Annotated in this window: 19 protein-coding genes and 1 pseudogene; 12 read left to right on the forward strand and 8 right to left on the reverse strand. The window is 67.6% G+C overall.

Features of this window, described 5'->3' with window-relative positions:
* From ABT360_RS33525 to ABT360_RS33535, 3 genes and pseudogenes are all read right to left on the reverse strand, one after another.
* Positions 1 to 237: pseudogene (locus tag ABT360_RS33525) on the reverse strand (hypothetical protein); the annotation flags it as partial.
* Positions 238 to 243: 6 nt separating this feature from the next.
* Entirely contained in the window at positions 244 to 765 is a 522-nt protein-coding gene (locus ABT360_RS33530; protein ID WP_351825179.1) for a hypothetical protein, read from the reverse strand.
* Between the two features lie 132 nt (positions 766 to 897).
* The gene (locus ABT360_RS33535; RefSeq protein WP_351825182.1) at positions 898 to 1,074 is read right to left on the reverse strand and encodes a hypothetical protein; all 177 of its coding nucleotides are present in this window, start codon (positions 1,072 to 1,074) and stop codon (positions 898 to 900) included.
* A gap of 312 nt (positions 1,075 to 1,386) precedes the next feature.
* On the opposite strand from ABT360_RS33535, the gene ctaD reads away from it, so the two are divergent.
* Positions 1,387 to 3,111: an aa3-type cytochrome oxidase subunit I gene (gene ctaD, locus ABT360_RS33540; RefSeq protein ID WP_351825185.1), complete on the forward strand. Its 1,725-nt coding sequence runs from the start codon at positions 1,387 to 1,389 to the stop codon at positions 3,109 to 3,111.
* A gap of 29 nt (positions 3,112 to 3,140) precedes the next feature.
* Positions 3,141 to 3,464 carry a hypothetical protein gene (locus ABT360_RS33545; RefSeq protein WP_351825188.1) on the forward strand — a complete coding sequence of 108 codons (324 nt, stop codon included), beginning with the start codon at positions 3,141 to 3,143 and terminating at the stop codon, positions 3,462 to 3,464.
* A gap of 712 nt (positions 3,465 to 4,176) precedes the next feature.
* On the opposite strand, the gene ABT360_RS33550 is transcribed toward ABT360_RS33545, so the two are convergent.
* The 3 genes from ABT360_RS33550 to ABT360_RS33560 form a co-directional block, all read right to left on the reverse strand.
* Positions 4,177 to 4,491, reverse strand: coding sequence for a hypothetical protein (locus ABT360_RS33550; protein ID WP_351825191.1), 315 nt, complete (start codon positions 4,489 to 4,491; stop codon positions 4,177 to 4,179).
* A 117-nt stretch (positions 4,492 to 4,608) separates the two neighbouring features.
* On the reverse strand, positions 4,609 to 4,896 hold the full coding sequence (locus ABT360_RS33555) for a hypothetical protein (protein WP_351825194.1): 288 nt from the start codon (positions 4,894 to 4,896) through the stop codon (positions 4,609 to 4,611).
* Positions 4,897 to 5,653: 757 nt separating this feature from the next.
* Positions 5,654 to 5,938, reverse strand: coding sequence for a hypothetical protein (locus tag ABT360_RS33560; protein ID WP_351825196.1), 285 nt, complete (start codon positions 5,936 to 5,938; stop codon positions 5,654 to 5,656).
* Between the two features lie 765 nt (positions 5,939 to 6,703).
* On the opposite strand from ABT360_RS33560, the gene ABT360_RS33565 reads away from it, so the two are divergent.
* The 3 genes from ABT360_RS33565 to ABT360_RS33575 all read left to right on the forward strand — a co-directional run bounded on the left by ABT360_RS33565 (position 6,704) and on the right by ABT360_RS33575 (position 10,293).
* Positions 6,704 to 7,249: a DUF4232 domain-containing protein gene (locus tag ABT360_RS33565; RefSeq protein ID WP_351825199.1), complete on the forward strand. Its 546-nt coding sequence runs from the start codon at positions 6,704 to 6,706 to the stop codon at positions 7,247 to 7,249.
* Positions 7,250 to 7,465: 216 nt separating this feature from the next.
* The gene (locus ABT360_RS33570) at positions 7,466 to 8,056 is read left to right on the forward strand and encodes a hypothetical protein (protein WP_351825201.1); all 591 of its coding nucleotides are present in this window, start codon (positions 7,466 to 7,468) and stop codon (positions 8,054 to 8,056) included.
* A gap of 740 nt (positions 8,057 to 8,796) precedes the next feature.
* Positions 8,797 to 10,293, forward strand: coding sequence for an alpha/beta hydrolase (locus tag ABT360_RS33575; protein WP_351825204.1), 1,497 nt, complete (start codon positions 8,797 to 8,799; stop codon positions 10,291 to 10,293).
* Positions 10,294 to 10,378: 85 nt separating this feature from the next.
* Here the strand turns inward: ABT360_RS33575 and ABT360_RS33580 are convergent, their stop codons facing one another.
* Both ABT360_RS33580 and ABT360_RS33585 read right to left on the reverse strand, forming a co-directional pair.
* Positions 10,379 to 10,963 (reverse strand): hypothetical protein, encoded by a 585-nt coding sequence (locus ABT360_RS33580; protein WP_351825207.1) that lies wholly within the window; start codon positions 10,961 to 10,963, stop codon positions 10,379 to 10,381.
* An 80-nt stretch (positions 10,964 to 11,043) separates the two neighbouring features.
* Positions 11,044 to 11,646 carry a DUF4232 domain-containing protein gene (locus ABT360_RS33585; protein ID WP_351825210.1) on the reverse strand — a complete coding sequence of 201 codons (603 nt, stop codon included), beginning with the start codon at positions 11,644 to 11,646 and terminating at the stop codon, positions 11,044 to 11,046.
* A 566-nt stretch (positions 11,647 to 12,212) separates the two neighbouring features.
* Here ABT360_RS33585 and ABT360_RS33590 point away from each other — a divergent pair.
* The 7 genes from ABT360_RS33590 to ABT360_RS33620 all read left to right on the forward strand — a co-directional run bounded on the left by ABT360_RS33590 (position 12,213) and on the right by ABT360_RS33620 (position 15,789).
* Positions 12,213 to 12,698 carry a hypothetical protein gene (locus tag ABT360_RS33590; RefSeq protein WP_351825213.1) on the forward strand — a complete coding sequence of 162 codons (486 nt, stop codon included), beginning with the start codon at positions 12,213 to 12,215 and terminating at the stop codon, positions 12,696 to 12,698.
* A gap of 82 nt (positions 12,699 to 12,780) precedes the next feature.
* On the forward strand, positions 12,781 to 13,197 hold the full coding sequence (locus ABT360_RS33595; RefSeq protein WP_351825216.1) for a hypothetical protein: 417 nt from the start codon (positions 12,781 to 12,783) through the stop codon (positions 13,195 to 13,197).
* Between the two features lie 77 nt (positions 13,198 to 13,274).
* Positions 13,275 to 13,664, forward strand: a complete 390-nt coding sequence (locus ABT360_RS33600; RefSeq protein ID WP_351825219.1) for a DUF3846 domain-containing protein — start codon at positions 13,275 to 13,277, stop codon at positions 13,662 to 13,664.
* 73 nt (positions 13,665 to 13,737) lie between these two features.
* Positions 13,738 to 14,007, forward strand: coding sequence for a hypothetical protein (locus ABT360_RS33605; RefSeq protein ID WP_351825222.1), 270 nt, complete (start codon positions 13,738 to 13,740; stop codon positions 14,005 to 14,007).
* Entirely contained in the window at positions 14,004 to 14,237 is a 234-nt protein-coding gene (locus tag ABT360_RS33610; RefSeq protein ID WP_351825225.1) for a hypothetical protein, read from the forward strand. The genes ABT360_RS33605 and ABT360_RS33610 overlap by 4 nt, the downstream gene beginning before the upstream one ends.
* Before the next feature lie 604 nt (positions 14,238 to 14,841).
* Positions 14,842 to 15,258: a hypothetical protein gene (locus tag ABT360_RS33615; RefSeq protein WP_351825228.1), complete on the forward strand. Its 417-nt coding sequence runs from the start codon at positions 14,842 to 14,844 to the stop codon at positions 15,256 to 15,258.
* A gap of 189 nt (positions 15,259 to 15,447) precedes the next feature.
* Positions 15,448 to 15,789, forward strand: coding sequence for a hypothetical protein (locus tag ABT360_RS33620; RefSeq protein ID WP_351825231.1), 342 nt, complete (start codon positions 15,448 to 15,450; stop codon positions 15,787 to 15,789).
* Positions 15,790 to 15,865: the final 76 nt, after the last annotated feature.

Raw genomic sequence — 15,865 nt, forward strand, 5'->3', positions numbered from 1 at the left:
CCCCTTCAGACCGCGCCCGGCGGCGAGAAGCCGTGTCGCTGGCAAGCCGGACGGCGTGCGAGAACTACCGGAAGATCTCTGACTCACGTCACTAGTCTTCTGCAGCCAGTCATCGGCCTTCGGCCCGTAAATCCGCTCGAAGGTCCGCAGCGATACCAGTGGCCAGGCGCCGCCGACGATATTGAACAGGCCCTGGGCACGGCTAAGCGCCCGCGGATCCACCTTCATCAGATTCATCGCGCCTCACCTCTTGCGGGGCAGGGGCCCTACATCGGGGTCCCGGCCGGACCGCATGGCGGCATGCCGCTGGCCGGGGCCAGGGCCGTTGCGGGCCGCCAGGGCGTCGGCGATGGCGCCGGTCACGAAGGCATAGACGGTCTTGTGCAGCACGTCTACCACGAGCTCCTTGCGGGGCCAGGTGGACGGCGGGGCACCAACACCGGTGATGTTCTCCAGGATCTGGTCGTTGGTGAGTCGCACTACGGCGAACTTCGCCGAGGACACCGGCCCACGCAAACCTGCCTGTGCCATCACCGAGCGCAGCACCCCCAGGAGGGCAGCCTGGCCGAAGTGCATGGTCCAGTTCACCGGCAGCGGCTGCCTGCCGGGCCGCTCAGCCATCCCCGCCAGGCGCTCCAGGACGCGTGCGGGGACATGGGAATCGGGCCGGCCGGTGATGCGCTGCTCGACCTTCTCACTCATCGTCATCACGACGGCTCCTGCCGCCCCGGCCAGCAGCCCTTGCCACAGTGCGCGCTTCATCATGCCGGCGCGAGTACCCAAGGGAGTTGCGTCCACCCACCTTTCGTAGTTCCGTCGCCACCCCCTGAGCGCCGCCTGAAGAGCGTGACGCGGGGACACGACCGGGCGCCCTCCCGCGCAACCGGCTAGCCGGGCCTAGCCCGGCTCCTGGCCGCCTTCGACCTCGGTCTGCCGGTGCTCCTGTTCCGACTGGCCAGGCGCCGAACGCTGTGGCTCGCGGGCCGCCTTCTTCCCGCGCTCCTCCTCCGGATGGACGTCCTTCTCGCCGGTCTCCCGCTCCAGCGGGGTCTCATACGATTCCGGCTCAGCCATGGCTCCTCCTTTTGCCGGTGTGAGGCGTTATGCCCGTCGAGTGACCTCGGTGAGAGTTCTCAACCCTCGCCATCCGACCGTCAAGCTGCGAAATACCTGGGCGCACATGCAGGCGGCCCCAGCCCCGAGGGTCTCCACAACTGCCCGAGCGGCGCCCGGCTGACGGCCAGGGACAGAATTCGCATGAAATGCCTTTTCCCGAAACGGCTCGCCTACCGCGTCACTACGTGTGCTCTTCCGTAGCGTTGCGATGTCGCGACGGTGACCGCGGTCGCGCCCACCCGCCTGCCCTCCGCGCCTCTGGGGTTTCGCATGACCACCACCACCGAGCCGACCACGCTTGTCCCTGTGAAGGGCCGAGGGATGGGGCGTATTGCTGTCGACTGGCTGACCACGACGGATCACAAAAAGATCGGTCACCTGTACCTGATCACATCATTCGGGTTCTTCCTCTTCGGCGGCCTGCTGGCGATGATGCTCCGCGCCGAGCTGGCGAGGCCGGGGCTGCAACTGATCTCGAACGAGCAGTTCAACCAGACCTTCACCCTGCACGGCACGATCATGCTGCTGCTCTTCGCGACCCCCACATTCGCCGGGTTCGCCAACGCGATCATGCCCCTGCAGATCGGCGCCCCCGACGTCGCCTTCCCGCGACTGAACATGCTCTCGTACTGGCTGTTCCTCTTCGGCGGCCTGATCGTCGTCGCCAGCCTGCTCCAGCCCCAAGGCGCCGCCGACTTCGGATGGACCGCCTACACGCCACTCAGCCGGGAGGAACGCTCACCCAGCCCCGGCTCCGACATGTGGATCATGGGCCTGGCGCTCTCCGGCTTCGGCACCATCCTCGGCGCCGTCAACTTCATCACCACCATCATCTGCATGCGCGCGCCGGGCATGACGATGTTCCGGATGCCGATCTTCACCTGGAACGTGCTGCTGACCTCGATCCTCGTGTTGCTTGCCTTCCCCGTGCTCGCCGCCGCTCTTCTGGTTCTGGAATCGGACCGACGCTTCGGTTCCCACGTCTTCGCGCCCGAATACGGGGGGTCGATGCTGTGGCAGCACCTCTTCTGGTTCTTCGGCCACCCCGAGGTCTACATCCTCGCCCTGCCATTTTTCGGTGTCGTGAGCGAGATTTTCCCCGTCTTCTCCCGCAAGCCGCTGTTCGGCTACATCGGCCTGGTGGCCGCCACCATCGCGATTACCGGCCTGTCGGTGACGGTGTGGGCCCACCACATGTTCGCCACTGGTGCGGTGCTGTTGCCATTTTTCTCCTTTATGACCTTCCTCATCGCGGTGCCGACGGGCGTCAAGTTCTTCAACTGGATCGGCACCCTGTGGAAGGGGTCCATCAGCTTCGAGACCCCCATGCTGTGGGCCGTCGGATTCATCGTCACCTTCCTTTTCGGCGGACTGACCGGCGTCATCCTCGGCTCGCCACCCCTGGACTGGCACGTCACCGACAGCTACTTCGTGATTGCCCACTTCCACTACGTGCTGTTCGGAACGATTGTCTTCGCAATGTTTGCCGGATTCCATTTCTGGTGGCCCAAGATGACCGGCACCATGCTCGACGAACGCCTCGGCAAGATCCACTTCTGGACCCTGTTCGTCGGGTTCCACCTGACGTTCCTCGTGCAGCACTGGCTGGGCGCCGAAGGCATGCCCCGCCGGTACGCCGACTACCTCGCCGCCGACGGGTTCACCGCGCTGAACACCTTGTCCTCGATCGGTTCTTTCCTGCTGGGCCTGTCGACGTTGCCGTTCCTCTACAACGTGTGGAAGACCGCCAAGATCGGCAAGCGGATCGATGTCGACGACCCCTGGGGCTACGGCAGGTCACTGGAGTGGGCGACGTCCTGCCCCGCACCCCGCCACAACTTCCTCACCCTCCCCAAGATCCGCTCCGAGTCACCCGCTTTCGACCTGCATCACCCGGCCATCAGTGCCTATGACAGCGCAGTGAGCCACGGCCGCAGGGATGTCATCGAACCCGGAGAAGGCGTGGCTCCCATGCCCGGCAAGGACGACACATGAGGCCGGCCCGGCCGACGGCGGATCGGGACATGGCCGCGATCATCAACCACGTTGAGGGCTATCTGCTATACCAGGCGGAGCTACGGACAGCCCGCAGCGAAGGAGAAGCATTCGCACGCCGCATGCCCTGGCTGACCACCGCGCAGCAGGAAGAGGTCGCACGCCTCTACGCCGAGGACCGCCTCGAACTTTCTAAGACAGCCCTGAAGGCAATCACCGCCCGCTGCGAGGAGCTGAAGGAGGAGTACACCGCGCGCTACGAGCACCTGAGGCAACGACTCATGCGCATCAGCACCGCCACGCTCATCACGTCAGCCTCGCTGTGCGCCAGTACCTGGCTCCTGACCCGGTAGCCCCCGGCAGCCCCTTGCCCCACTGGCCGGGCGTGAGCAGAACGCCAGTGGGCGGCGGCCGCCGTCGCCCGGTTCCGGCTCCACCTTGAGCACCCCGAGATCACCATCGTCTGGGCCGACTCCGCCTATCAAGCCCGTGACCTGGGCGAAGAAGCAGCTCAACCTCGCGATCAAGACGGTCAGCCGTCCCGGAACTCCTCGGCAAGAACAAGCAGGTCAGTGTCGTCGGACGGTTCCGTGACCGTCCGAGCTGCACCAGCAAGCCCCAGGGCCGCCGCCCCCGCCGGACCCCAGGGGCGGACGAGCGGCGGCAACGCCAGGCGGGCGGCTCCCGGTAGAGCGGGGCCCTGTCAGTCCTCGGCGATAGCCATGCCGAGGAAGATCCCGACCAGCAGTGCGGCACTGCCTGTGGCCATCACCGCCCACGTTCCGGTCTGCGTCGCGGCGAACGTCGAGGTCATCCCCGCCGGCGCCGCCGCCTGCGTGGCCTGCGCCCCGGCCAGGGACGCCCCTGGACCGCCAGGCCTGTCTCCAGCTTCTGGACCTTGCTCTCCAGCTCCGACTGCTCCATCGTGCGGTTCCTCTCTCACGGGTGCACCGGCTGATTCCGGCATCACCGTCCATCGGTTCCCCACCGCATGAAAACAGCCCCGGCATCTAGGGATCCGGGGCGGTGTCCGAGTGGGTGAGGTGATCGCTCGCAGCCGTGCGGCTAAATTTCCCCGCCCGTCACAGTGCCCATCACGTCCACATCACCCATCTCATGGAAGATGGTTGGCAGTCCCAGGGTGCCGCACTGGTTGCCTGGGCTGCTGGCGGGCAAGGCGACACCGAGGCCGGTGATGATGCCGCTGTGCTGCTTCGTAACACCACCGGCACGAGGGCCACCGATGTTGGCGCAGGCGTTGTCGAAGGCAGCGTTACCGAAGCCGATGACGGAGGTAGCGCTTGCGGGTGTAGCGATGCTGAGGGCGCTGCTGGCGGCGGTGAGCAGCGCCAGTGCGCCAGTGACGTGCATACGGTTCATGCACCGCCAACGCGTACCAGTACAGGTTGGACACGGGAGGCAGCACCGCCCGACGCCTTGACACGGGGCATTGAGATGCCCCGGCCGGGCGGCGCGGGGCTTGGGGTAAGACGACGGTCAGCGGGGTTTCAGGAGGTCACTGGCATTGACCACAATGGCTGCGGAATGGATCGTGGCGACCTCGGGAATGCCGAGGTTTCCGCACTGGTTGGTGGGGCTGCTGCCTGGAAGGGCGGCGGCGAGACCGGTGGTGGCGCCGGGCCCCTGCGTGGTGGCGGCCTGTCCGGCGGCGCTCGCCTGATTGACGCAGGTGTTGTCGTGGGCGGAGTTACCGAAGCCGATGATGCTCGTCCCTGAGGCTGGCGCAGCGGTGGTGCCGATCAGAGCGGCAGTGAGCAGTGCCATGGCGGCAGTAGTCCGGATGCGGTTCATGCACTGACAACGCACAGCCGGGTCGAGAGCAACCCGCCAACCCCCGGACGGGCTGTCGATCGGTTGACTCCGGGCATTGAGATGCCCCGATGGCCACCTGCGGTGCACCCGTTTGCTGACCACGGCACGTCGCCGACGCCGGGCGCTCGCGCGGCGGGGTGGGTCAGGGTGCCGTCAGTCCCGGTGTCGATGGATCGAGAACTGGTTTCGTCCCGGGCCTTGGACAGGTTATGGAACACCGGTGAGACGAGCTTCGGCCCGGTGGTGTCCCAGAACCTGGACTACATGCGCTGTGAGGGGAACAAGCCAGCTCTGTTGGTGTCCAGGGAGGTTAGGGACATGCCCAACGGCTGACACGCGGTCTCGTCGTTGGTCATCCTGAACCTATGGTCCTGTGGGCCCGGTCGCGCTTTTCATGACCTTCCCTGGCCAAGCTGAGGCAGGAGGTTCCGGAACACCAGTGAGACGAGGCTTCGCAGTGGTGGTGTTCCAGAACCTGGGCTGCATGCGCCCCGTGGGGAGCAAGTCGGCTCTGACCTGCAAGCACGGAGGCAGAAGGCAACAGCCGAGGTTAAAACTCAAGCTGACGGAGGTGGGGCTGGCTCAGACTCGGGTACGGCCGTGATCGGCATCGGATCTGGCAGCGTTCACGACACACCGCTGCACGACACGAGGCTCTGGGCCGGGCAGTAAGCCATGCCCCACCGCTGGGCTCAGTCGTGCCGACGGGTCATGGGCCGCAGATGCGTTGGGCCTGGGAGGCCGTCCTGTCGCGGTCGGCCTTCGCGTCAGCCAGGGCTTGCCTCTCGGCGATGCCGGGATGGCCGCCCTGAGCGATCAAGTCGTTGTACCACTTCAGCCAGGACTCGTAGTCCTTCTGTGTCTTCTCGGCGACCGCGATCGCCTTGGCACAGTTGTCCGCCACGACGGATGGCGTGGCGTGTACCGCTGTAATAGGGAGGGCGAGGACCAACGCGGTACTGGCCGCGCCGGTGAGCAGGCGAAGAGACAGCATGGGACACCTCCGGTGGGGTGCTTACGATGTGAGCGCGGCCCATTGGCCCGAGTCCGCTGTGGCCACGCACCTCTGGCGAGCGAAGCAGCAGCGTGGCGCTGACGCCAGCTCCCCAGCTCCACGCCGCGGGGGTCAGCCGCTGCGCGATCATTGACCCGCTGACACCACCCTCACCCACCCGGACTCGTCCTGCCACTCGGACAGCCCTGCATGCGTTGGGCCGGTGAGTCGTCTGTCGCTCCTGGCGCTGCGCGTCGGCGGGGGCCGCAGCGCCCCACCACCTTGTAGGGCTTGTTCACCGACCACGATCCTACGCCGCCGTGCACGCTCTGCCCCATGACAAGCGACCCAGTCGCTGCTCAGGAGTGGCTGCCCTCCTGGTCCGTTCGCCGCGCCACCGAAGCCATCCTCGGAAGCGTCACTGGCCCCCTCGCGCGGCGCAGGTCCTCGTCCTCGGTCGCTACGGCGACACCGGTTCCCTGCGCTAGGCGCCGCAGGGGCTGTGGGGAGTAGGTTTGCACGCTTCGTGCGGGGTCTGTCCAACAAAGCTGAATCCACAGCCGCCGAGCACCGCCGGCGCGACTCGCGCGGTGGCGGTCTTATAAATCTGCCGGGCATTGCAGCAAGACGGCAAGTCCCAAACAGAGGGTGACGTTTCAACCAACTGAAGGTGTGTGGAGGTCGACGATCCCGGATACTCGTGCGCAGGGGCTATCAGACGACAACGCAGGGCGCAGGCCCGTTAAATCTGATTGGAGTGGGACATTGGCGCGCATCCATGTACGTACGGCGGCCCTCGTATCCGCTGGCATCCTGACGATCACGACGGCCCCAGCCTTGGCCGCCAATCAGCCCTCGGCTGTGCAGTCGACTCCCTGCCGGACGAGCAGCCTGGCCCTCGACTGGACGTCCGGCGGGACGGCCAAGCCCGGCGGCACGAATACTGAAGATCAGGTGAACGCTTTCGTAGCGGTGAAGAACACCGGATCTGGCGCATGCACCCTGCGTGGCTACCCAAAGGTGACGCTGAAGATGGGCACGGAGACCCAGGGCGTGGAAACCGAGACTTTCTTCCCCCAGACCTCGGAGAAGCCGAAGACCGTCAGGCTCAACTCGGGCGCCAGCGCCCGGTTCACTGTGACGTTCCTCTCCGGAAAGGAAAGCGACGACAACATCATCGACCCTGGAGTGGCGGCCGTTACCCTGCCCGGTAACACCAAGGCGAAGGAACTGCGCTGGTGGTGGGGCCCGGTTCAAAAGCAGGAAGCGGCCACGCACCCGGGTAACTACGTTGGCCCCGTTTACCGCTGACAGCACCTCAAAAGGGATCGCCGGAGCACGCCCTCTTCCCCGGCCTTACACCACGCCAGCTTAAGGGCTGTCCCGCAAGTGTCGGATGAGTCGACAGTCTTCCAGCGCGCGGCAAGGATGTAGGGCGTCGTCGATTTTGACCGGCAACACCTGACCATCGCCCTGCAAAACAGCAAGCACTCCGCCTCTCAGGTCGTCTATGTCGGCGATCGTAAAGTGCTGGAGCAGGACCAGGCCGAGGCACTGCGCAGCGGCAGCGACGTGGACTCCTCCATCGACCGGCTCTCCGGCTGGCAGTCGGCCCGCCTGGACCTGTACAAGGCCACCGTGGGAAGCACCGCAGCGCTGGGCGATCCGACCGTCGCACAGGAAGCACCCGGTATCTACTACGGGCAGTACGTGGCGGAGGTCACCATCCAGCGCGACCTCGGGTCTTTCCTTCTGAAGAACTTGCTGCCCCTGGTTTTGCTGGCGCTGGTCACTTATGTCTCCCTGTTCTTCTCGCGCGAGAAGCGCTACATCGGCAGCAGAATCTCCATGGGCATCACCGCGATTCTGAGCGCTGCCGTCTTGCTGACCGCCGTCACCAGCTCTCTTCCGGACGTCGAGTACAACGTGGCCATCGAATGGGGCTACTACGCCTTCATCTTCCTGGCCGCCACCTGCGTCCTCGTAGCCCTCATCAGCGGCCGGCTGGTGGAGAAGAACAACGTCGTCGGATGGCGCAACCTCAACATCGCTGCCCGGATTTACTACCCCGTGTTCTGCCTCGCAGTAGTACTGGCCTACGTCATGGCCTACGGCTGACACCGGGGGCGCGCGTCGGTGCTCCGCTCATACTCCGCAGTCGTGGTGGAGTCTCCGGCTACCCCCTGTGGGTTGACACAGGATGTAACACCGGCGCGGCCGCCGACGGATCAGGGCAGAGGATCGGCCACACCTTCAAGCAGGACCTGCACCTCTCCGCCGTCGTGGCCGCGGCCCGAATGCTTGACGCCCTTGATGGCCACCTGTTGTGGGCCCGCGGCGACGCCATCCGTCACCAGCTCGGCGACGGCGCAGCCGCTGGCTAACTCAACCGCCCTAGCCGCCTGACCGTGAGGACGTACGTGGCGGGGTCTGACCCACCGCCTGACTGACTCAGGGTCCTCACGTTGATCTGTCGGCTTCGTCCGGGGGACGCTCGCCTGCATCCGTCGGGCTGGGGACGTGCCCGGTAGTGGCTGACCTCCTGCACCGAGGTGCAGGGCGCGAGGGCCTCGTGATCAAGGGGCTTCGCGTGGCTTTACGCCACTGGGCGTAGAGCCGCGCCCCTTTGCCTCCGTGGTGCTCAAGTGTTGAGCACGCGTTCATGAAGGAGAACAGCCGGTGTGCGGGCACACAGGACGGAACTCCGAGGATCGGTAACGCCAGGCCCCGAGGACACACAGCGTCCTGAGAACGTGCACGGAAGCCGTAGAGGGGCAAGGCTGGAACTGGATCAATCAGTGACCTGCTGCGTGACGAAGTAGGGGACGGATATGCGCACATGGCGTGTGGCGGCGTGTATGAGCGTTGCGGCGCTTATGACTGCTGTGTCGGCCTGTGATGGCGGCCATCCTGCCGTCACCACGCGACCGCCGCCGATCGCCACTGATATGGCCGCCTTTACCAGTCAGAGGCCGGCCTGGAAGCCGTGCGGCGGTGGGCAGAAGGCGCTGTGTGCTCACGTGAAGGTGCCTCTGAGCTACGAAGACCCCGCAGGTGGCACCATCAGCCTTGCGCTGAATAGGTTCCCGGCAACGGGACGCAAGAAAGGCTCGCTCCTGGTCAACCCTGGTGGGCCTGGTGGATCGGGCCTGGAGTTTGCGGCCTGGGTGGCGCAGACGCCCGTGGCGGCCGCCTATGACGTGGTCGGTTTCGACCCCCGAGGGGTCGGCGCGAGCGGGCAGATCCACTGTCTGGGCCAGGCTGAGCACGACGCCTACTACAACGCTCCGCTCGCTCCCACCACTGCCGATGGCCGGAAACAGCGGCGTCAAGCCGCAAAGAATCTCGCACATATGTGCGGCGAAAGATATCGTGCGTTGCTGCCCCGTGTTGGTACGGACAGTACAGCGCAGGATATGGAGGTCATGCGCAGCATCCTGGGGGACAGCAAGCTCAACTTCCTCGGCGCCTCCTACGGCACGCTCATCGGCCAGTACTACGCCGAGCGGTACCCCGCGCGCGTCGGCCGTATGTATCTGGATTCCGTGATGGACCCCGCTCGCTCGCTCCCGGATATTGTCCGGGACAACGCGCACAGCGCGCAGCAGACCTTTGAGCGGTTCGTCGACCACTGCCTTTCCCACGGTTCCTGCCCCCTGGGAACCAGCCGTCGGCAAGCGCAAGACCGGGTACTGCAGATGATCGACAAACTCGACGCCCAGCCGGCCCCGGCAGCCGCGGATCCGAAACGGCCGGTCACCGGATCAGACCTCCGCTCGGCCATCGGCCAGGGAATCGAGAAAGCAGCGGTATGGCCACAGTTGACGCAGGCACTTGATCAGGCAGCGACGGGCAACCTGGACGGCATCCGCCAACTTGCCGACGCCGCCCACGACCGTGAAGACAACGGCACCTTCAGCGGCGAGGACGAGACATTCATCGCCGTGGCCTGCACCCTCGCCTCCCCTCAACAGCGCAGCCACCAGGCCCTGGACCGCGCCATCACCGACGCCACCCGAACCTCACCGGTGTTCGGCCCCCTAGACCTATTCCGCCCCTGCGCGGACTGGCCCGCGCACGCCCCGGTGACCCCACACAAGCTCACCGCCGACACCCCCGGGCCCCTCCTGCTCGCCAACAACACCGTCGACCCGGCCACGCCACTCCACTGGGCAAAGGCCGCGTCCCAAGGGCTTCACGACGCGACACTCGTCAGCAACGCAGGAACGGGGCACGGTTTCATGGTCATGGGACCGTGTACGCAAAGAATCATGGCGAAGTACCTCACGGATGGGGCGGTCCCCAAGGCCGGCACCATGTGCAAGGACACGGGCCTCAAGAGCGCACCGCCCTGAATCACCCAACTGAATCGTCCCCGCCGGGACCCGTTCCGGTTGGCGCAGAAGGTGTCCGCGCGAGGCAGATGGGGGTGGACCTTCATCAGCGGTGGTGCGGCGTCGTGTGCTCCGTGAGGAGTTCCCCCACACCGCCTGTCGGGAGAATGCGCACGCTCACGCCCACTAGCCGAAGTCGAGGCCCGCGATGAAGCCCAGAACGGCTCCTCGAGCGCCGCTGGACGCGGACCGCGCCGCCCACCCCAGCACAGCCATCCCACTGCGCCAGCAGGGCGCCCACCCTGAGGGGCTCGTCACCCTTTCCGGTCCCCTCCCGGCCGCTCGTGAGCGCCAGGAGCGCGAGCCCGGCGCACACCGCTGCCACGGCCACCCACTCCACACCCCGTAGCCGCACCCTGAGAATGCGGGAGGCGCCGACGGCTGTGACCGCCAATGCCGAGGCAAGGGTGGCTTCGACGACGAACAGTGGCAGCCTGCGAAGGGCGATCAGCTCAGCACCGAAGCCCAGTATGTCCATGCCGATCCCGCACACGAAGGGCCACTGCCGCAGCGCGGAGACCACGGACGCGGCCGTCCTCCCGTCAGCCCGTCGCGCTCCCAGCGCCTGCAGAACGGTGGCGAAACCAGTCAGGATTGCGGCAAGGAGCGCGCAAAGCAGGCCGACCATCATGATTCAAACCGTAGGAGGCACCCAGGTGATATGCCGCTAAGACGCCATGTGGCGCGTCCGGTGAGCGATCACGAGTCCGCTCAGGAGGGTTCCACTGCCAAGACCGCAGTCGCGGTGACCTTGTTGTCGCACTCGGCGATGCGGCCGTCTGTGAGAGCGACTCGATGCGTTCCCGATTGCGGCAGACCGATCACAAGCGCCGGGTACACGGAAGGCTCCGCGCCGGACAGGCAGTAACCGGGGCCCTCGCCCTGCACCTGCACGAAGGTCAGCTTCACCCACGCCTTGGCACGCGGCGCAAGCCGCACGGTCGAGGGCGAGCCCGTACGAGTCACCTTCAGCGCAGTGCTGCGCTGGGTGGATCCGTTGCCGGCCCCGGCCACCGACGGATGGCCTCGCAGGATGCACGGCTGTTGGGAGACGTTGGTGAACTCGACGATCACCGCTCCGGTGCCAGTGCCAGCGGGTCGACGGGCAGCCTGGTAGGCCCTCAGCTTCAGAGCCGCCGCAGCACACTCCGCCCCCGTGCCCGCAGTCAGCCCGGTGGGCGAAGCCGCCGCGGCGGCCTCGGTCCGGGAGGACGCCTGCGCTACCACATCACCACTGCCTGACTGACACGCTGCCAGTGGCACAGCGGCCACGATCACCGACGCGAAGACGCGCGCAATGCGTGCGTACGGCATGAAAGACTCCAATGGTCCAAGTGCCAGGTGACTGGCTGTCAGACCCGTGCTTCCCTGTAAGACAGAGCCACCGGTCGTCAGGGGAACGGCAGCAGCCTGCTGAGCAGGCTGCTACGAACGCTAGCGGCCCCAGCCCAGCAGTACCCGTCTGCTTCGACCATACGGGTAGCGACGCGGCACCCGGCTCCGCAGGGGCTGTATGACCCACCATGTCTCCCCGTCTGGACACACCCCCTGCGCGCCGCCGCCTTCGTATCCGCATTGTTCGGTATCGCTCGCGCGGCCAGGGGCGAGGGGCAACCGCCTCCGTCGATTTTCTTCCTTCCGGACTCGGCCGAGCGCGAGGACGACCCGGGCGACTCAGGGCCGAGCTTGCTCTGCCTGCTCCTGAGCGAGCAGGCCGAGCCCGGACTGTGGGGCTGGGGCGGGGAGGCGATTCTGCGGCCCTACAGCGCCCCCAGGCCGCCCACCGACTCCCCTGCACGCACCTGACCGGCACGCCGCCCGGCCGGAACGCCGGGCGGCCGCCGGCAGCCCTTCGACTCATCACGCAGAAAGGCACCGCGATGCATCACTACACCTACCGCCCCGACTACTCCTTCGCCGGCGAACCCGCCGCCTGCGCGGCCGACCTGAAGGCCGGCGACCAAATCCCTGTCCTCGGCGGCGGCATCGTCCTCACCGCGCTGGAGGCTGTCCACGACACCGCCAGTGGCTCCACCCTCCTGCGCCTTGGACCGGTGAGCGGACCGGACGCGGTTCAACTCCCCTCGGCCGCCGTGGTCAACCTCAGACGGCCGCAGCCCGAGGCGGAGCAGGACGACGACGCGGAGGTCACGGTGACGGTCGCGCTCACCGTCACCGAAGAGGTCACGTACGAATTCGAGGCCGAGTTGGAGCTGCCCGCCCGCGCCGTCGCCGACCCCGAGACGCTGCGCGACTACCTCGCCGAGAACGAAGAAGTCTGGCTCGACCACCTCAACCCCCTCACCCACTGCATCAGCGTCGACGAGCGCAGCCTGGACAACGCGACACTCGCCCTCGCCGCCTGACCGCCCGCGCCGGCCGGCCGCCCGTGCCGGCCGGCCGGCTGCACCGTCGGCCGGCGCCCTCCACCTCCACCGAAGGAGAACCGTGCCCGAGTATCACGTCACCTGGGAGATCGACCTGAACGCGGCCGACCCGGTCGACGCTGCCCGTAAGGCCCTTGCCATCCAGCGCAGCGCCGCATCCTGGGCCACCGTCTTCACCGTCCATGGCGACACCGAGGCGGCCACCGTCGACCTGGACCCCGACTATCGCGACCCGTCCGGCACGGAGCCCCGCACGTCGTCCTCGCTGCCTGACCGCCCCTCCTGCGCCCCAGTACGGCCCCGCGCCGTGCCGGGGCGCACCTGTCTGCCGGGCCAGCCGCCCCGACCCCCTGGCGGCCGTTCGTCGATGCGCCGGGCGGTGCGCGGCGGCGCCGGGCCGGCCATCCCCCAAATGGCCGCTGACCTCGGAAAAACGCCGAGAGGAGATCGGTGCCTACACCCCGAATGTGACTCGTAAAGGGTATAGTTGTCTCGTTGGTTGGCGGTGGCAGTCGGCCAACACCGAAACTCACACTCCGAACAAAGGGGACAGCTATGCCCGCGACCGCAACGGCCGCCTGGACCTTCGCGCTCTGGGTGTCGCCCACCGGCACGTTCCGCCTGCTGCACTGGAACACCATCACCACCCCGCAGCGCGCACTGTGCAGCGATGCCGTTCTGCCGATCAGCCTCACCGGTGAGCTGACCATGTGGGCGGACGAATACGCCATCCCGCTGGGCCGCCCGCGCAACGCGCACGCCTCGGCCCTGCTGCTGGCCTACCAGCCGCATCCCGGCGTGCACTTCGGCGACGTCGTCTTCACCGGCGCCACGGACCCCAGGACCGACACCGTCCACGGGCTCACCGAGGACCAGGCCCTGACGCTGCTCGACCTCTACCTGCTGCGCATCAACGCCCGCGTACCGGGCGCGCGGCGCCGCTGACACCAGGTCACCACGGGCTCCGGACACGAATTCCGGGGCCCGGACCCTCCGGATAACAGAGAAGGGAAAATCCATGAAATACACGTTCGTCGGCGACTGGTATGACTGCTGGGACCTCGCCTCGGCTTTCGCCGTCGTCGCCGAGGGAGAAAGCCTGGACGAGGCGAAGCAGAATGCGGCCGAGGCCGTCCTTGAGCACTTCCCGCACCGCGCCGAGGGTGAGGACGGCGAGAGGCCCGAAACCCTCTGGGGCGGCGACAACGGCGCCTACGTCGTCGCGGCCTTCGAAGGGGACCTGAGCGCCCAGGTCATCGAGAGCGCGACATTCGAGCTGATCGCATGACCGCAGCAGCCGCCCAGACGTTCACCGTCATCGGCCTGACCCTGGACGTCGACTGCACCGAGCTCCTCATCGCCGCCGTCCTGCCCGGCCCGGTCGCCGACCAGATCGAGCTGCTCTCCACCAGCGAGGCCGACTTCACCCGCTGGGCAGAGGAGTTCGACGCCCCCGACCCCGACACGGCAGCCGCCCTCGCCTACGAGCGCTGCCGCAGGTGGGACAACGAGAACTGATCCCACAGGGCGCAGCCATCCGGCTGCGCCCCGTACCTCTCCGGCCCACGTCGGCTCCGCCCGGCAGGCGGGTTGGCTGGCCGGAGCCTCGCCGAAGCCGCCGGGCCCGCGCTGCCGCCTGCGGGAGCCCGGGCGCAGCGGTCGGTCAGCAGCACTGTGGGGGCGCAGCACCCTGCTCTCTCCCTGGGGGCGGGGCGCTGCGCCGTCCGCGCCGCCCGGTGGGGCGCGGTCCGCTGCGCTCCCCGCGCCCCACCTCGCTGCGTGCCGGGCGCTCCGCTGCGCTGCGGCCCGGACCGAGCGCTGCGCGCTCTCACGCACCTTCGGGCCCGGCAGCCGGTCGACGGGGACGCTGCGCGCCCCGCTCCCTCGCTTCGCGCTGCCGCCCCCCTCGGCCCACGGCGCTGCGCGCCATGGGGCGGCGACACGGCCCGCGCAGCGCCCCGCCCCCAGGGCCGGAAACCTGCCCCGACCTCGGGAAACGCGTCAGCGAATTGATCCAGAACCCTTGAAATGAATACTCAGAGAATGCATAATTGAACTATGCAGATCGGCGGTGGCAGCCGATCGGCAGCCGAAAGCACGCACTCCCGAACCGAGGAGAACCATGCCGAACGAGAACGCTCGCCGTCACCTCTCCGCAGTCCCCGCACCGGCCCCCGAGCCGGAAATGCCCTACACCGAGGCCGAGATGGAAGACGCCATGGGCTACCTCCTGGCCCGCATGGTGCCCCTGACCCAGCGCACCGGCTGGAAGATCGAAGAGATCATCGAGTCCGACATCTTCGGCCTCCTTGCCCTCGCGTACATCGCGGCCCTGCGCACCAACCCGCCGCTCCCCAAGACAGGCCCGGCCAAGGCACTCGACGCGCTCGCGTTCTCCTACTACGTCCGCATGCTCGCCAGCGCCCCCAAGGGCTTCGACGACGTCACTGACCTGATCGTCCTCGACAGCATCCAGTGGTGCACCCCCGCACTCGACACCACCGCCCAGGCCCGCGCACTGCGACTCGTCCAGGACTGACCCAACCCCGGGGCGCAGCCGACCCGCTGCGCCCCGGCCCCAGCGGCGGGGGAGTGGCACCCCCGCCGCGCCGAGAACACCCACTCGAAAGCGAGGCAGACCCATGACCTACCACCTCCCCCCGATGGACCCCGCCGTGGAGCGCGCCGCCAGCCTGCTGATGAGCCTCTTCGGCGCCGTCGGCGACGGGTGCCACACCCTGACCTCTCGGTCACCGGCCGCGCCCGTCCGGCCGCGTTCACCCTGCCCTTCCACAACTTCGGCGAGTACACCGACGTTGACCCGGAAGCCGCCCTCGACGTCATCGCGCTGCTGTCCCTCACCTCGGGCCGCATCGGCGGCGCGGTCGTACGCACCCACCACGCCGACGACACCTCCCGCGTGCTCGGCTGGCGACTGCGCGACTGCACCGCCCACCCGCTGGGCAGGGCCGAGATCTTCAACGCCTACTGCACGGACGCCACCACCGGCGAGCCGATCCCGCCGGAGCCGGGCACGCAGTACGCCGACGCCCCGCCCGTGCTGGCCTGACCTGCCGGACGCTCCGGGGCGCGCCCGACCGGCTGCGCCCCGGGATCGGCGGTGCGCCTTCCCGCCGTTGACCGGT

It is taken from the genome of Streptomyces sp. NPDC000229, from assembly GCF_040300825.1.
Taxonomy (GTDB): domain Bacteria; phylum Actinomycetota; class Actinomycetes; order Streptomycetales; family Streptomycetaceae; genus Streptomyces.

Bases quoted from the DNA above. Each gene is read 5' to 3' on its own strand.
- ctaD (WP_351825185.1), top strand. From the start codon at position 1,387: ATGACCACCACCACCGAGCCGACCACGCTTGTCCCTGTGAAGGGCCGA.
- ABT360_RS33600 (WP_351825219.1), top strand. From the start codon at position 13,275: ATGCCCGCGACCGCAACGGCCGCCTGGACCTTCGCGCTCTGGGTGTCG.
- ABT360_RS33615 (WP_351825228.1), top strand. From the start codon at position 14,842: ATGCCGAACGAGAACGCTCGCCGTCACCTCTCCGCAGTCCCCGCACCG.
- ABT360_RS33575 (WP_351825204.1), top strand. From the start codon at position 8,797: ATGAGCGTTGCGGCGCTTATGACTGCTGTGTCGGCCTGTGATGGCGGC.
- ABT360_RS33585 (WP_351825210.1), bottom strand. From the start codon at position 11,646: ATGCCGTACGCACGCATTGCGCGCGTCTTCGCGTCGGTGATCGTGGCC.
- ABT360_RS33535 (WP_351825182.1), bottom strand. From the start codon at position 1,074: ATGGCTGAGCCGGAATCGTATGAGACCCCGCTGGAGCGGGAGACCGGC.
- ABT360_RS33555 (WP_351825194.1), bottom strand. From the start codon at position 4,896: ATGGCACTGCTCACTGCCGCTCTGATCGGCACCACCGCTGCGCCAGCC.
- ABT360_RS33550 (WP_351825191.1), bottom strand. From the start codon at position 4,491: ATGAACCGTATGCACGTCACTGGCGCACTGGCGCTGCTCACCGCCGCC.
- ABT360_RS33530 (WP_351825179.1), bottom strand. From the start codon at position 765: ATGATGAAGCGCGCACTGTGGCAAGGGCTGCTGGCCGGGGCGGCAGGA.
- ABT360_RS33580 (WP_351825207.1), bottom strand. From the start codon at position 10,963: ATGATGGTCGGCCTGCTTTGCGCGCTCCTTGCCGCAATCCTGACTGGT.
- ABT360_RS33560 (WP_351825196.1), bottom strand. From the start codon at position 5,938: ATGCTGTCTCTTCGCCTGCTCACCGGCGCGGCCAGTACCGCGTTGGTC.
- ABT360_RS33605 (WP_351825222.1), top strand. From the start codon at position 13,738: ATGAAATACACGTTCGTCGGCGACTGGTATGACTGCTGGGACCTCGCC.
- ABT360_RS33545 (WP_351825188.1), top strand. From the start codon at position 3,141: ATGGCCGCGATCATCAACCACGTTGAGGGCTATCTGCTATACCAGGCG.
- ABT360_RS33610 (WP_351825225.1), top strand. From the start codon at position 14,004: ATGACCGCAGCAGCCGCCCAGACGTTCACCGTCATCGGCCTGACCCTG.
- ABT360_RS33590 (WP_351825213.1), top strand. From the start codon at position 12,213: ATGCATCACTACACCTACCGCCCCGACTACTCCTTCGCCGGCGAACCC.